The sequence below is a fragment of the Pseudogracilibacillus sp. ICA-222130 genome (genome assembly GCF_037892545.1).
Taxonomy (GTDB): domain Bacteria; phylum Bacillota; class Bacilli; order Bacillales; family Amphibacillaceae; genus Pseudogracilibacillus.
On record NZ_JBBKBG010000016.1, the window covers coordinates 22159 to 37694 of the forward strand.

Genomic DNA, 15536 nt, shown 5'->3' on the forward strand with positions numbered 1-15536 from the left:
TTCAGAAAAATAGAATTGGAGGGTTCGTTTTGATTGCTCAAACAAACTTAAGCTATATAACGACAGCATTAACAAACTTAAAAGAAAAAATTTCCCCAATGGTTCAACCAATCCAAATCGAAACAGACACTAAATTTATTTGCTTCTTATCGATCGGTAATCCTTCTATTCGAGCAAGAGTATTATGTGAAATCAATCAATCTTTAGATAAAGTGTTTCAAAACTTAGAAAAAAAAGCGATACAATTTGTGAGGAAAAATCATTTAGATCCTGAATGGATGAAGATAGATTACGTAACGAATGTGGAACAACTTCCATTTCAGCAATTAGAACAAAAATTCGCCAATACTCGTCGTAACTATTTTCGCTATGGCATTGCTTTTGATGAGCAATTTCAACTTGCTTTTTTAGAACAAGAAATTAATGGGAATGCATTAATCCGTCAACTCCCAAATAAAAAAATCGGCCTTCACGATAAAAATGTGAACCATTATTTGAAAGTAAAACAGAGTAATAAACTTTTATTTATGAAAGAGCATTATAGGAATAAAAATGTATACATATTTGAAACAAAAAGTTATTTTAAAGAACGCACAGAAGAACATATTCACGATTTATATAATGGACCATTGTCGAATGGTTTACGGAAAACAACAAACATGAAAGATGAAGTAGCACATCTTATTGAAAAGTCGACGCAGTTTTTAACGAGACAAGTAGGAGAAAGTGGGAAATTCCAATATGGCTATTTTTCTGCATTCGGTAAGTCAATTGCAAATTACAACATTTTACGCCACGCTAGTTCGTTATATGCAATGATGGAAGGATATGAAATAATACGAGATGAAAAGGTAGTACAAGCTGTGGAGCGTGGATTAAATTATTTAATTGATAGTGCCATAGTATATAAAAACGAAGATACAGCTTTTGTCGTCGAACATGCGAACAATGGGGAGATAAAATTAGGGTCCAATGCGACGGCAATTTTGGCAATGACTAAATATATGACGGTAACAGGAAATGATAATTACTTAGAAATAGCTCAAGCGTTAGCTCGTGGCATTATTGAAATGAAGCTACCAGATAGTAGTTTTATTCACGTCCTTCAATATCCAGGCTTTGAAATAAAAGAGATGAATCGGATTATTTACTATGAAGGAGAAGCGATTTTTGCTTTATTGCGTTTATATGCTATAGATAAAAAGCCGCAATGGCTAGAGGAAGTAAAAGATTCTTTCGATTATTTTATGAAAAAAGATTACTGGAAATATCATGATCATTGGTTAAGTTATGCGGCAAATGAGTTAGTTACTTATGCACCAGAAGATGCTTATTTTGAATTTGGTTTAAAAAATTGTCATGATCGTCTGCAGTTTATTTATCATCGTGAAACGACATTCCCGACTTTTTTGGAACTAACGATGGCTGCATATAAAATGATTCATCGTATGAAAGAATTAGGAAAAGAATATTTATTAGATAATTTCGATGAAAATTTTTTAGTGGAAACGATTGACCGTCGTGCTGAATTTCAGCGGGTTGGATTTTTTTATCCGGAACAAGCGATGTATATGAAACAACCAAGTCTTATTTTAGATGGGTTTTTTATCCGTCATCATTCGTTCAGAGTTCGTATTGATGATGTGGAGCATTATTTATCTGGATATTGCCAATATTATCATGAACGGATAGGGGAACAAACGAACATCGAAGCACTTATATTAGATGTTTAATAGAAAAGGTATGATACAGATGGATAAGAAAAAGAACTAAGCAGAATTAGCACTTGGCATCACTTAAGATGATGAAGAGATTGCTGATAAAGAAAGCAATAGACATGTTCATTTTTTAATGATTATTGTTATAACATTTGTTCTCGCTATTGTGATGAATATTGGCTGAACTTTATATCGTATCGTAAAATTAATGGTGTAGATTAAACGAGATAGGGGGACTGTCTCGTTTTTACTAATAGAAAAGAGGGTTTACCATGCCAACAGTATACACGAAGGATGTAATAGAAAACTTATTTGATGGATATTGGTATAGAGAACCTACCAGTAAGTGGTTTATCGAAACTGTAACAATTTCAAAGACGGATGTGAATAGAGAAAGGAAACGAAAGAAATTATTTATTGCAATTGATTCAGATACATGGCATCTAGGTTCAGGAAATCAAGGGATTTATGCTGGATGGACAGATACTCATACTATCGTGACAACATTTCAGCATAAGATTGATGGTGTCATTGCACAAAAGCCGATTCCTTCGTTAGATGAAAACATTCCACAATTTATTACGGAAAATACATATGAAGTAATACAAATTCTCGGTAATTATGCATACGAAAAATTTACTGGGAAAATGATTGCAATCACAGGTACCGCAGGAAAGTCCACATCGAAAAATTTATTAAATCATATATTAACAAACTTCGATTCTGTCATTGCGACTAGAGGAAATCATAATACAAGAACAGGAGTCCCATTAACAATTGCATGTGCTGTCAGTAATCCTAATTATTTGGTAGTTGAATCAGCTGTATCTGGATTGTGGATGAAACAAGGGGGGATTTTAAAAAATTATCCTCCGAATGTAGCACTTATTACATCTATCGACGGTGGACAAGCGAAGACAGCATATGAAACAGCGAAATTAAAAGCACGAGTTGCAGAAGGAATGAATAACGAGGGTACAGTCATTATTAACAAAGAAACGAAAGAGTTTGACGTATTAAAAGAGTCTGTAGAAAGATATAATGAGAATATTTTAACATATGGAATCGATGATACGTGTGACAGCTTTTTAATAGATTATAAAGAATTACGAAGTGAAGCGAAAGTTCATGTGCAAATATTAGGGGAAAAAGTGACATTTACTACATATTTATTAGGTAAAGCAATGGTACAAAATATAATAGGGGTACTAACTGTTTTAAAACATTGGAATTTTCCTTTACAGGAAGTAATTCCTTTTGTTGAAACATATAAACCAGCAGAAGGAATACAAACGTTCGAACAGATCTCCCTACCAAATGGAAAACAATGTACGATGTTAGATGATAGTTGGAATGCTACAGGCATTGCTATGATTGAAACAATCAATTTATTTGGTCGTCAAGCACCATATTATAGTGGAAAGAAAATTGCCATTTTAGGCCGAATTGAATATTTAGGGGATGCAGAGGCGAAAAGGCAACATGAAGCATTGGTAGACCCAATTTTACAAGCAGGAATTGATCTTGTATTTGCACATGGGCCAGAGATGAAATATTTATTAAAAAAATTACCCGAAACGATTATTGGAGGGTATTTTGAAAATAGTAAATTACTCTCGGAGGCAGTTGCACCTCTTATAAAAGAAGATGACTTCTTACTTGTAAAAGGTTCGCCTCGTTCTAGTGATTTTAAGTTTGTGAAAAAGCATTTATTGACATCACTACATGAGAAAAAAGGAAATCTTTTATACTCTATTGACCATCCATATGCAACAGCATCAGGTGCCATGACTTTTGAGCTTGAATCAAATGTTGTTGTTGGAATGAGTGGAAACCCACAAGCAACACAAAATCACGGAGTCGGTCATTTATTATTATTGCAAATTATGATGGAAAAGTTATTCGCAAAAGAATTAGTTGTGAATGAACGTTACAAGCCGGGACGTCAAGCATTGAAAGAAACAACTTCCACTAATGCTGTTCCGTTAGTGGAGGGAGAGGAGATTGCACTTGGAGATATTTTATCCACGGCGATTATACAATATGCACCAAACACATTATTAATGTTAGCGAATCAAGTAATAGGGAATAATAATAAGGCAATGGCGATGATTCAGGAAAAAGGAAAGCATTTAAGCATTTCTCAAGCTGCGATTGGAAATGTAACAGGACGTCGTATTACGAACAAAAAACAGCGTATGACCCTCCTTGATCTGTATAAAGCAGCAAAAGTACTTTTTGATGGATATTCTACGACTTTAAATTGGTTTGCACAAAATATATGTTTTTACCGTAAGGAAGTATATGAGGCAAAAACGAATTTATTTCATAAAGGAATTATTTCACATGGAATCTTTTACGGTCATTTACATTCGATAGGGGCAGTTTTAACACAAAATAATGGAAAGAAATATGTCACCGTCGTACTTGGTGCAAAAGATATGTATGATCGGGATCGATTAATTCAAGCATCTTTGGATAGCATGAAGAAGAAAAAATATGATACTCCTGTCGTTGCTGATCAAACGGAAAAAACTCCCTACAAAATAAACATGATTGGTGATACATATTTTGGTGAATTTTATACGCGAATCCGGAAACGTCAAGGTCGTTTAGATGGATTACAGAAATATGGTAGGGCATATTCGTTTGATCGTATACGCCCTTTAATAGAAGAAGGAGATTTCAATATATGTAATTTTGAAGCGGCTTTATCAGAGAGCGATGATTATTTTTTACGAAGAAGAAAACCGTTCGTTTTACTTGCACATGTACATAAAACGGTTCCCGCTATGAAACAAGAGAAATTTGACCTTGTAACACTAGCAAACAATCATTTAATGGATGGAGGGAAAGATAATTTAGTAGAGACAATCGAACAATTCAAGGGTGCAAATATTGCTACCGTTGGGGCAGGGAATACTCAGGAAGAAGCAGAAAAGCCTTTTGTTAAAATAGTGAACGGAAAAAGGTTCGTTATATTTAACGCATATTGGCATCGAAATAGTATGTATGTCGATTTTGACTTCTATGCGCTTGGGCCTAATCCAGGAGTCGCGAATATGAGTGGGAGTTTATTTGAACAAATAAGGTTTGAGAAAAAGAATCATCCAGAAAGCTTTATTATCGTTATTCCGCATTGGGGCGGTGATTTTAAAACGGTATCGAAAAAGCAACGTCAATATGCTCATTCATTAGTGGAAGCTGGAGCAGACGTTATTATTGGACATGGTGCACATATGATTCAAGAAATTGAAAAAGTACATGATACATATGTCGTGTATAGTATAGGGAATGGCGTGTTTAATAGTGATGGAGAGTATAATCGTAGACATGTTGCTCCATATAGTTTATTTGTACAACTAATATACGAAGACAATCGTTTTGAGTTACGTCTTTATCCAATTTATACGAATAATTTAAAAACGTTTTGGCAACCAAAGTTTGCGGATAGAAAACAATTCGAACATTGTACATATATATTAAAAAGCTTCCAATCGACCCAATTAACAAAAAAGCAAGATGAACAAGAGAGATATTATTATGTACTTGATTTGTAAAAGGAATAATACGTAAAACATGAGGTGCTTTTTAGTGACCTATAAAATCTTTCTTGTTTCATTCTATTTTTTATGTTTTCTGTAAATTATTGACAGTAAAACAAATCTAAAGACTTATTAATCTTTCCGGTTTATTTGCATGAAATAAGTATAAGTGTTCATTTTGTAACATAAAAGTAACGATATTGAAACAATTATGTTAAGATAATTAATAAGTTAATGTTTATTTATTGCAATCATCTAGTTACAGACTTGAGGTGGATAATATGCTACGAGCAGTTATTATTGATCATGACGAAGAAGCGGTACAGTTTTTGCAGGAACATTTTTCTAACATTCATGTTTTAAAAGCTTATGCAACAAAGGATTTCGACACTATGGAGTTAGCAGATTTAGAACCTGAAGTCATTTTCATGAATATCGATGAGCCTAAATGTGTAAATATCAAGATTATTCAATACATAGCAAATCATCATTTAACTGCACATTTAGTATATATTCGCGAAAATGAAGATAAAGATAAAAAGAATGTCCTTCAAGGGCAGACAATTAAATATATTGAAAAACCATATACGTATGAAAAGATTAAACGACTAGAAGAAGAAATAAAAAAAGATATTGTGTTTCCGATCTACCCTGAAACAGAAGTGAATATGTTTAAACGTTTTTACTTTAAAAAAGACGGAAAAGAAATTACAAATATTAAGTTCCGTACGGCAAAGACACGGGAATTACTTATATACCTAATGCAAAATGGAGATGAAGTTGTTCGAAAAGAGACATTAATTCAACTATTATGGCCGGACATGCCTATGGAAAATGCGTATGATAATTTATATGCGGCAATTTATTATTTACGAAAATTATTACGTGAATTAAACATTGGTATTCATATTCATACGAGTGTACAAGGATATGTAGTGGAATACCATAATATAACTTGTAATATGATGCATTTTGGACAGTTGTATAATGATATTTCGAATGATTTAGCAGATGGTTGCGATAAATTACTTATCTTAAAAAAGTTTAATGTATTGAAAAACATGTACATTGGGGATTACTTAGAAGATGAGCCATATGAATGGAAGAAAAATTTACAAGAGAAATGCCGTTTACAATTTTTGTCGATTGTTCGTAAAATAATTAAATGTTTTGTCAGTCATGGAAAATATACAGAAGCAATCTTTTTCACAAAAGAACTTCAAATGCAATATCCGAAAGTAGATTATACATATTTAGCTTTAATGAAGTTGTATCATATCGTTGGGGAATTAGGTTGTGTGACAGACCAATACGAGAAATTAAAGACGATGTTAGAAGAAGAGTTCGGTACAAAACCGAATAAAGTGATCCAAGATTGGTATGAAAATGGGTTACCAATTGATGGCACATTCCAAGGACAAGGAACGAGCATGTTTTAGCTCGTTCCTTTTTCATTTGTCTTTTCGACTGAATATAAGATTGATAATGAGTAAAATAATGGCGGCAACTAATAAGAAGTGAATGATTGCGCCCCCGATTTTTGCAACTAAACCGATAATCCAAAATAAAATGAGTAAACCGATGAGTGTCCAAATAATTTTTGCCATAACCTCACGCTCCTTTATTCTATTTTTCCCCCAGAGAAAAAATTTAAACTAAAGAAGGGAGCAATTTTAATGCATTATATATATTGATGCAAATAATGATGAAAATGACGATCGTGAATACGCGGTCAATTATCGTATTAGTTACTCGGGATAAAAGGGCGCTACCTATCAACCCACCGGTCACTCCTCCGATGACGATAAATGGAAGCATGGTTAAATCAAGTTCTGTAAAACCTTTCGTGACACTCATCGTAATAATGGATGACAGCTGGGAAAAGAAGATAATAAAAAGCGAGTTGATGCTAGATTCCTTCGCTGTCATAGAAAAAAAGAGTGATAAGATGGCGACATTAAATGGGCCACCACCAATCCCGAGAAAGGAAGCGATGGAGCCGAGTGCAAACCCAATCATTAATATAATTGGTGTTTTATGTAATGTAAATGTACGCCACCTATCTTTTTTCTTTTGATAGATGTAAATGAGTATCATTAAACATGCTAAAATAATCGATTGCATTATCGAAAGCATATCTGGTTGTTCAAATGACTCGAGAAGGCGATTGAACATGCTTTTTCCAATAATGCCTCCGATAATGGATGCAATTGCTAATAAACTAGCAATTTTTACACGCACTTGTAGTTTTTTTGAAAATAACATAGTTATTAGTGACGTAGTAGCCATCGCAAAGACGGTGGATGCGGATAACACACTAATCGTCGATAAGTCATTAAGGCCGATTATGTCAAGGATTGGTTTAATGATAACTCCTCCACCAATGCCTGCCATCGAACCGAGGATAGATGCAAAAAGTCCGATGATGAAATAAATAATAAAAATGACAATCTCCTCCAATGTATTAATTATCAAAGAAATGAGAGGAAATGTAAATAGAAAACATGTTTTATGAAAGTAAATTTTATAAAAGTGTCACAAGTGAAATATTATAATGATTCTATATTCAATTTTTTAATGAATTGAATAAACACGTGAACCGATTTTAATTCACTATATGTTTTTTCATAATACAACCATGTCGGTCGAATAATATGTTGGTTCGTTTCCGGATGGATGATAGGTTTAGAATAAATACTTGGTTCATTTTTTATAACGAATTCGGATAATATGCCAAAACCTAATCCGTTTAAAATCATTTCTTTACATGTTTCGACTTGATTGACGAAAATAGCTGTTTTCGCTTGTTCCGTAAAGGTATGATTCCACCATTGGTCGATGGTATGTTTGATTAAAGGGTCTGTTTTGTAGTCGATACGCGGTAAATTAGGTAAATCTTCGAGTTCAAATGGCACTGCACTTGCCACAATCATTGCTTCTTTGTATAAAAGTAATTTTTCATCTCCCCACGGAAAGTCTCCTTTCACGAAAATGAGATGGACATTTCCGACCGTTAATTCCCGATACATTTCACTACTCCATCCGGTGATAATTTCAATATGTACATTCGGATATTCCTTTTTGAATAGTCGTAAGATTTTAGGCATTTTATGTAATGCAAAAAAATGGGAAACACCGATCTTTAACGTTCCACTTACTTCTGCATCTTCAGAAATTTGATCCAATAGTTTTAAATGTTCTAATTTAAAGCGTTGTGCAAATTGTAATAAGAGCTTTCCTTTATCTGTCCATTCAATGCCTCGATGTTTTCGAATAATAATCGCTATTCCGTACAATTTTTCGAGATTTGTTATACGCATGGAAATAGTAGATTGTGAAACAAATAGCTGTTCGGCAGCATGTGTAATATTTTTTGTTTGATCTAACATCAGTAATAATTCAATATCTTTTTTGTTCAATGTATCCCTTCCCATCAATTTTTTTGATGTCAACAGTGTAAAAAAATGTATTTCACAAATTTCATCGCTAAATTTATTATAAATGTAAGCGGTTTATATAACAAGAAAAGGAGTGAGTTGTTTTGTCGAATGTTTTTAAAGCTGGTTTAGAAGGAATTGTCGTCAGTGAAACGGAAATCTCTATATTAGATACGGATTTAGAAAAAATTATTATACGTGGAGAGGATCTAATTGAATTATCTAAAACACATTCCTATTTAGATGTTGTACATTTACTAATGGAAGGAACATTGTCAACAGATAGTCAGCGAATAGCGCTTGAGCAAATGTTGATGCAATATCAACAAGTACCGACGGCGGTGTTAGATGTGTTGAAAATGCAACACAAAAACTTTCATCCGATGGACGCACAACGTACAGGTATGTCGGTTTTAGCAACCTATGACGAAGATTTAGATGATCGAAGCAAAGAAGCTAATGTAAAAAGAGCTTATATGTTATTAGCGCAATTACCGATTATTACAGCAAATGCATATCACATTTTAAAAGAAGCACCACTCATTTATCCGAAGGAAGACTTAAGTTATAGCGCTAATTTTCTTTATATGATGACAGGGGAAGAACCTACGGAATTAGAAGAAGAAATATTCGATAAATCTCTATTACTGTATAGTGAACACGAGATGCCAAACTCGACATTTGCTGCTAGGGTGATTGCGAGTACGAATACGGATCTGTATGGAGCATTAACTGGCAGTGTATCAAGCTTAAAAGGCAATTTACATGGCGGGGCAAATGAGGCAGTCATGTACATGTTAAAGGAAGTAACGACAGCGGATGAGTTTGTAGCATTGTTAAAAGGCAAATTGGCAAGAAAAGAGAAAATTATGGGTTTTGGTCATCGTGTTTATATGGACCGAATGGATCCGCGTGCATTCGTAATGAAAGAATATTTACGTACATTATGTGAGCGGGATGGCGATTTTTCATTGTTAGATATGTGTGAAGCTGGAGAACGTTTGATGGCAGAAGAGAAGGGATTATATCCGAATCTAGATTATTATGCAGCACCAGTATATTGGAAGCTACAAATTCCGATTGTATTATATACCCCAATATTTTTCGTGTCACGTTCAGCTGGTTTATGTGCACACGTGATAGAACAACATAACAATAATCGAATTTTTAGACCGAGAGTGAGGTATGTAGGAAATGAATACAACTAAAGAGAGAAGGATGAACATGTCAAACGTAAATGAGCGAGTGTCTTATGATCAAATACTAGTCGAAATAGCAGATTATATGATGGATGATGAAAATATTAAAAGTGATGAAGCATTTGAAACAGCACGATATGTATTAATGGATAGTGTAGGTACCGCATTATTGGCGTTAGATTATCCGGAATGTGCTAAGATGCTTGGGCCTTGGACAGAAGGAACGATCGTACCAAATGGGGTTAGAGTACCTGGGACGTCTTATAGGGAAGATGTTGTCAAAGGTGCTTTTGACATTGGGACGTTAATTCGGTGGTTAGATTATAACGATACTTGGTTAGCTGCGGAATGGGGACATCCGAGTGATAATTTAGGAAGTATTTTAGCTGTAGCAGATATGGTGAGTCAACAACGGATTCGTGATAATAAAGCTCCACTACTTATGAAAGATGTCCTATTAATGAGTATTAAAGCACATGAAATTCAAGGAATCCTTTCTTTACAAAATAGCCTAAACCGTGTTGGACTGGATCATGTGTTTTTTGTAAAAGTAGCTTCAACAGCTGTAGCGGCTAAATTATTAGGAGCAACTCGGGAAGAAATGTTACATGCACTAAGCCATGCATGGGTCGATGGTGGAAGCTTACGGACTTACCGACACGCACCTAATACTGGTTCTAGAAAGTCATGGGCGGCAGGGGATGCTGCAGCACGTGGTGTACAATTAGCATTAATTGCTCTGAAAGGTGAAATGGGGTATCCAGGTGCTTTGAGTACGAAAACGTGGGGATTTGAAGATGTATTATTGAAAGGAAACAAAATTACATTAGAACGCCCATTAAGTAGTTATGTGATGGAAAATGTGTTATTTAAAGTCTCTTTCCCGGCAGAATTCCATGCACAGACTGCGGCAGAAGCAGGTGTGAAATTACATTCGGAAGTGAAGGACCGATTACAGGAGATTGAAGAAATTATCATTCGTACACATGAATCCGCGATTCGTATTATTGATAAACGTGGTCCGTTACACAATCCAGCAGATAGAGACCATTCTTTACAATATATTACTGCCATTGCGTTAATGAAGGGAAATATTGTTGCAGAAGACTATGAAGATGACGTGGCGAGCAATCCATTCATTGATGAGTTGCGAAATAAAATGACTGTAATCGAAGAAAAGCAATATTCCGTTGATTATTTAGATCCAGAGAAACGCTCGATCGCAAATGCCGTGCAAGTCGTGTTTAAAGATGGTACAAAAACAGAGCTTGTTGCAGTAGAGTATCCATTAGGACACCGATTTAGACGAGAAGAAGCATATCCTCTCATTGAGGAAAAGTTTCAACATAATATTGCGACACAATTGTCGAAAAAACAAATGGAACAAATAACAGCTGTCTGTTTAGATGATGAAAAATTATCAGAGATGCCTGTTCACGAATGGATGAAATTGTTAGCGAAATAAGGAGGATCTGTATGACTTGGATATTGGAGCAACCAAAATCACAAAAACAATTAGCGGAAGAATTTTTAACACTTGTAAAAGAGAAGACCATTTTACAAGTACCAGGTGCTCACGATGCAATGGCCGGAATTATTGCAAAAAAGGCAGGTTTTAATGCGCTTTATTTATCTGGAGGGGCTTTTACAGCTTCTTTAGGTATTCCAGATTTAGGAGTGTTACAGTCAACAGAAGTCGCTGAACGTGCCAATGAAATTGTCCGAGCAACGAACTTACCAATTTTGGTTGATATTGATACTGGTTTTGGTGGTGTATTAAATGTTGCACGGACTGCGATGGAGATGGTGGAAGCAAGGGTTGCTGCAGTTCAAATAGAAGATCAGCAATTGCCGAAGAAATGTGGACATTTAAATGGAAAACAATTAGTTCCTACAGAAGAAATGGTGCAAAAAATAAAAACGATGAAAGAAATCACTCCAGATTTAATCATTGTTGCACGTACGGATGCATTAGCAGTGGAAGGATTAGAAGAAGCTATACAACGTGCAAATGCGTATGTAAAAGCAGGAGCACATGTTATTTTCCCAGAGGCGTTGCGAAAAGAAGAGGAGTTCGTTATGTTTAAGAAAAAGGTCCATGCACCTTTACTAGCAAATATGACCGAATTCGGAAAAACACCATATTTTACGAAAGACGAATTTGATGAAATGGGATATGCATTAGTTATTTATCCTGTAACCTCTATGCGTGTTGCTGCCAAAGCGTATGAACGTGTTTTCAAAGAAATTAAAGAAGCAGGCACTCAGAAAAACATGCTTGATCATATGCAAACACGGGAAGAATTATATGAAACAATTCATTTACATGATTATGAAACATTGGATGCCTCGATTGCTAAAACAGTGTTACCGACTGTAGAGGATGAATCATAATATACCTATCCAGTAATCTTTCATATAAAAAGCGACTCTCTTCATACAGAGTCGTTTTTTTAGTGTGTATGATGAACATATGTTACTTTGACAGTTTGTTTTCACTTTGTTAACATATCCAATATACCAATCATCCTACAACTTTTAGTTGAGGGTTAAAGGAACGGGATTTTACGTGAAGCGGGGAGGTGTTTTCATGGTGATTAAAAAGACAAGTCGTATGTCATTGGTGGAACAAGTGGCAGAACAGATAGAAAGCTTAATAAGTGAGGGACATTGGGCTGTCGGGGAAAAAATTCCTCCCGAAATGGTGTTAATGGAACAGTTTGATGTTAGCCGTAATACATTACGTGAGGCAATTCGGGCACTCGTTCATGCGGGATTACTCGAAACGAAACAAGGAAGCGGGACGGTTGTAAAGGCGGTAAATACACTCGGTGTCGCATTAGAACGTCATGCAAAAAAAGCGGCAATGTTAGAGACGTTAGATGTTCGCTTTGCCTTAGAAAAACAAGCAGCAAAATTAGCTGCAAAACGTTTTGAAGAAGTGGATTTTACAAATATGCATGCAGCATTAAAAGCATGTCAACAGGCGGCAGATATCGAGGACCGTGTGGCATTTATACAAGCAGATATTTTATTTCATTCGAGTATCGTAGAAGCATCTGGGAACCGATTGTTATGTGATTTGTACAAGCCATTATTTGATGTCGTGTACGATTTTATCGAACAAATGATTGAGCTCGAGAAAGATTTATTGTATGATCATGAGCTTCATGTAGAGCTTGTTCGGGCGATTGAAGCTGGGAATGTCGAAGCAGCAGCCGCCATCGTCGATCAGTATTTTAACGAATTACGTGGCTATGTGGAAAAAGTAGAAGGGTAGCATATTTATTAGTATGGAGGGCTAGCATGTCTAACGAAAGTTTAGCAACAAAAGAGAATAAAGCAGCATGGCTTCTTTTAATTGGTGTAATGCTGGTAGGTACGAATTTGCGTGTCCCGCTTACATCTGCCGGGGCACTTATTACATTTATTCGGGATGATCTCGGCATGTCCAATGCGGTTGCAGGGGCAATTACGACGTTACCACTTTTAGCGTTTGCGTTTTTAAGTCCATTTGCTCCAAAAATTGCCAACCGGATTGGAATGGAATGGACAATTTTCTTATCACTTATTTTATTATTGATTGGTACGGGTGTTCGTTCCATCACAGGAGTTGGATTTTTATTTACAGGAACATTGTTCATCGGTCTAGCCATCGCAATTGGAAATGTCCTTATTCCAGCAATGATAAAAATGAATTTTCCTCTGAAAATTGGGTTAATGACAGGGATTTATGCCATTTTTATGAACGTATTCGGTGCACTTGGTTCAGGTTTAAGTGTTCCGATTTCGAATATGGGCGACTTTGGTTGGAAAGGTGCGCTTGCATTTTGGGGTGTATTAGGCATTATTTCTTTATTATTATGGATTCCTCAATTAAAAGGTGCAAACAAATCAGAGCAAGTGCAAGTGAAAACACAAGAGAAAAGCAATGTATGGCGTTCCCCACTCGCATGGAAAATTACGATTTTCATGGGATCACAGTCATTGATTTATTACACGCTTATCACGTGGATGCCAGATATTTTAATTTCTAAAAATTACTCCGCGTCGATGGCGGGGTGGATCGTGTTTTTAATGCAGTTCGCACTAATTCCTTGTACGTTTATTATTCCGGTAGTTTCAGAGAAAATGAAAGACCAAGTACTGGTAAGTATTGCTACAGGAGTAGCATTCATATTAGGTATATTAGGTTTAATGCAAGGAAGTGCATTTGTCGTTCCAATTGCAGCGATTCTGATTGGAATTGGTAGTGGAAGTGCTTTTAGTTTGTCCATGATGTTTTTCACGTTGCGAACCAAAGATGGAAAAGAAGCAGCAGAAATGTCAGGCATGGCACAATCATTTGGATACTTATTAGCGGCGACAGGTCCGATTATTGTTGGGGCTATTCATGATATGACTGGTGGATGGACGGTACCACTTTGTTTGCTCCTTATTACTTCGATCATCATTATATGTAATGGGATGGTAGCAGGGAAAAATGGACAAGTGTCGGACGTCATGAAAAAACAACACTCGGTAAAAATGCGTGTGTAGAAAGAAAAGATGGTTTTGCTGGGAGAGGCGAAATCATCTTTTTTACCATTGTTTATAGTATAATAGAAATATTGAATTTTTACATATTAAGGATGTCATACATGGGATTATTTATTAGTGTTATTTTACCAATTATTATGGTGTTTGCTGTCGGCTTTATTTTACAAAAGTTCCGCGAAGTCGATGTACGCTCTGTCTCTACTGTAAGTTTATACATATTGTCACCGGCATTAGTGTTTGTCGGATTATACGATGCAAAATTTGACGATAGTTATATCGTTATTTTTGTTTTTATGTTCGTATTATTATATGTCATGGTCGGACTAAATAAAATATTAGCGAAAATATTTAAGTGGGAAGCAAAAACGGAAAGTGCTGCAATCTTAGCGACTGGATTTATGAACTCGGGAAATTACGGATTACCTGTTGTGTTATTTAGTCTCGGGGAGCAAGCAGTGCCATATGCGATTTTTATTATGGTGGTACAATCTTTGCAAAATAACTTCTTTGGAATCTATTATGCATCAAGAAATACGAGTGGTGTGAAAACGGCTTTATTAAATGTGATGAAAATGCCGACGACATATGCTGCATTTTTAGGGATTAGCTTTCAATTACTAGATGTGTCTATTCCGAAAGAAATGTACTCGACACTTTCTATGGTCGGGGATGCAGCGATTCCGGTAATGATGCTTATTTTAGGATTGCAACTTGGTTCAATGACGAAAATAAAATTGAACTGGGAAGTCATCATATCAAGTGTCGTCTTAAAAATGGTTATCGCTCCAATTGTTGCGATTTTATTTGTATGGATGTTTGATGTCGATCCACTCATCGGATACATTTTAATAATCATTGCAGGTATGCCAACGGCAGCGACGACAACGATGTACGCAATTGAATTTGATACGGAACCAGATCTCGTATCAAGCATTACATTCATTTCGACAGTAATTAGTGTTGTTTCGCTCAGTGTTTTATTGAATGTTGTGTTGTGAGGAAAACGAATTTGCTAGGGCGGCAAATTCGTTTTTTTTAATTTATTTAAATTTGAAATTTAGAGACAATTCCGTTTAAATTTTCATGTTTCTTGGGTAA

12 protein-coding genes are annotated in these 15536 nt (G+C 35.5%); 9 read left to right on the top strand and 3 right to left on the bottom strand.

Features of this window, described 5'->3' with window-relative positions; all coding sequences use genetic code 11:
* Nucleotides 1–29: 29 nt before the first annotated feature.
* From WKT09_RS08020 to WKT09_RS08030, 3 genes are all read left to right on the top strand, one after another.
* A complete protein-coding gene (locus tag WKT09_RS08020; RefSeq protein ID WP_340415540.1) occupies nt 30–1733 on the top strand; it encodes a hypothetical protein in 1704 nt (567 codons plus the stop codon).
* A 257-nt stretch (nt 1734–1990) separates the two neighbouring features.
* The gene (locus WKT09_RS08025; RefSeq protein ID WP_340415541.1) at nt 1991–5278 is read left to right on the top strand and encodes a CapA family protein; all 3288 of its coding nucleotides are present in this window, start codon (nt 1991–1993) and stop codon (nt 5276–5278) included.
* A 266-nt stretch (nt 5279–5544) separates the two neighbouring features.
* Complete coding sequence (locus tag WKT09_RS08030; protein WP_340415542.1) at nt 5545–6702, top strand: winged helix-turn-helix domain-containing protein; 1158 nt, start codon at nt 5545–5547, stop codon at nt 6700–6702.
* 12 nt (nt 6703–6714) lie between these two features.
* On the opposite strand, the gene WKT09_RS08035 is transcribed toward WKT09_RS08030, so the two are convergent.
* The 3 genes from WKT09_RS08035 to WKT09_RS08045 form a co-directional block, all read right to left on the bottom strand.
* The gene (locus WKT09_RS08035; protein ID WP_340415543.1) at nt 6715–6870 is read right to left on the bottom strand and encodes a lmo0937 family membrane protein; all 156 of its coding nucleotides are present in this window, start codon (nt 6868–6870) and stop codon (nt 6715–6717) included.
* A gap of 43 nt (nt 6871–6913) precedes the next feature.
* Entirely contained in the window at nt 6914–7723 is an 810-nt protein-coding gene (locus tag WKT09_RS08040; RefSeq protein ID WP_340415544.1) for a sulfite exporter TauE/SafE family protein, read from the bottom strand.
* An 89-nt stretch (nt 7724–7812) separates the two neighbouring features.
* Complete coding sequence (locus tag WKT09_RS08045) at nt 7813–8682, bottom strand: LysR family transcriptional regulator (RefSeq protein WP_340415545.1); 870 nt, start codon at nt 8680–8682, stop codon at nt 7813–7815.
* Nucleotides 8683–8804: 122 nt separating this feature from the next.
* Here WKT09_RS08045 and mmgD point away from each other — a divergent pair, with 122 nt between their 5' ends.
* The 6 genes from mmgD (at nt 8805) to WKT09_RS08075 (ending at nt 15436) form a co-directional block, all read left to right on the top strand.
* Nucleotides 8805–9908, top strand: a complete 1104-nt coding sequence (gene mmgD, locus WKT09_RS08050; RefSeq protein ID WP_340415546.1) for a citrate synthase — start codon at nt 8805–8807, stop codon at nt 9906–9908.
* A gap of 16 nt (nt 9909–9924) precedes the next feature.
* Nucleotides 9925–11364, top strand: a complete 1440-nt coding sequence (locus tag WKT09_RS08055) for a bifunctional 2-methylcitrate dehydratase/aconitate hydratase (RefSeq protein WP_340415547.1) — start codon at nt 9925–9927, stop codon at nt 11362–11364.
* An 11-nt stretch (nt 11365–11375) separates the two neighbouring features.
* Complete coding sequence (gene prpB / locus WKT09_RS08060) at nt 11376–12293, top strand: methylisocitrate lyase (protein WP_340415548.1); 918 nt, start codon at nt 11376–11378, stop codon at nt 12291–12293.
* A 196-nt stretch (nt 12294–12489) separates the two neighbouring features.
* A complete protein-coding gene (locus WKT09_RS08065; RefSeq protein WP_340415549.1) occupies nt 12490–13179 on the top strand; it encodes a FadR/GntR family transcriptional regulator in 690 nt (229 codons plus the stop codon).
* 26 nt (nt 13180–13205) lie between these two features.
* Nucleotides 13206–14438: a CynX/NimT family MFS transporter gene (locus WKT09_RS08070; RefSeq protein WP_340415550.1), complete on the top strand. Its 1233-nt coding sequence runs from the start codon at nt 13206–13208 to the stop codon at nt 14436–14438.
* A gap of 101 nt (nt 14439–14539) precedes the next feature.
* Nucleotides 14540–15436 (top strand): AEC family transporter, encoded by an 897-nt coding sequence (locus tag WKT09_RS08075; RefSeq protein WP_340415551.1) that lies wholly within the window; start codon nt 14540–14542, stop codon nt 15434–15436.
* Nucleotides 15437–15536 lie beyond the last annotated feature (100 nt).

Bases quoted from the DNA above. Each gene is read 5' to 3' on its own strand.
- WKT09_RS08070 (WP_340415550.1), top strand. From the start codon at position 13,206: ATGTCTAACGAAAGTTTAGCAACAAAAGAGAATAAAGCAGCATGGCTT.
- WKT09_RS08055 (WP_340415547.1), top strand. From the start codon at position 9,925: ATGTCAAACGTAAATGAGCGAGTGTCTTATGATCAAATACTAGTCGAA.
- WKT09_RS08025 (WP_340415541.1), top strand. From the start codon at position 1,991: ATGCCAACAGTATACACGAAGGATGTAATAGAAAACTTATTTGATGGA.
- WKT09_RS08030 (WP_340415542.1), top strand. From the start codon at position 5,545: ATGCTACGAGCAGTTATTATTGATCATGACGAAGAAGCGGTACAGTTT.
- WKT09_RS08065 (WP_340415549.1), top strand. From the start codon at position 12,490: ATGGTGATTAAAAAGACAAGTCGTATGTCATTGGTGGAACAAGTGGCA.
- prpB (WP_340415548.1), top strand. From the start codon at position 11,376: ATGACTTGGATATTGGAGCAACCAAAATCACAAAAACAATTAGCGGAA.
- WKT09_RS08075 (WP_340415551.1), top strand. From the start codon at position 14,540: ATGGGATTATTTATTAGTGTTATTTTACCAATTATTATGGTGTTTGCT.
- WKT09_RS08035 (WP_340415543.1), bottom strand. From the start codon at position 6,870: ATGGCAAAAATTATTTGGACACTCATCGGTTTACTCATTTTATTTTGG.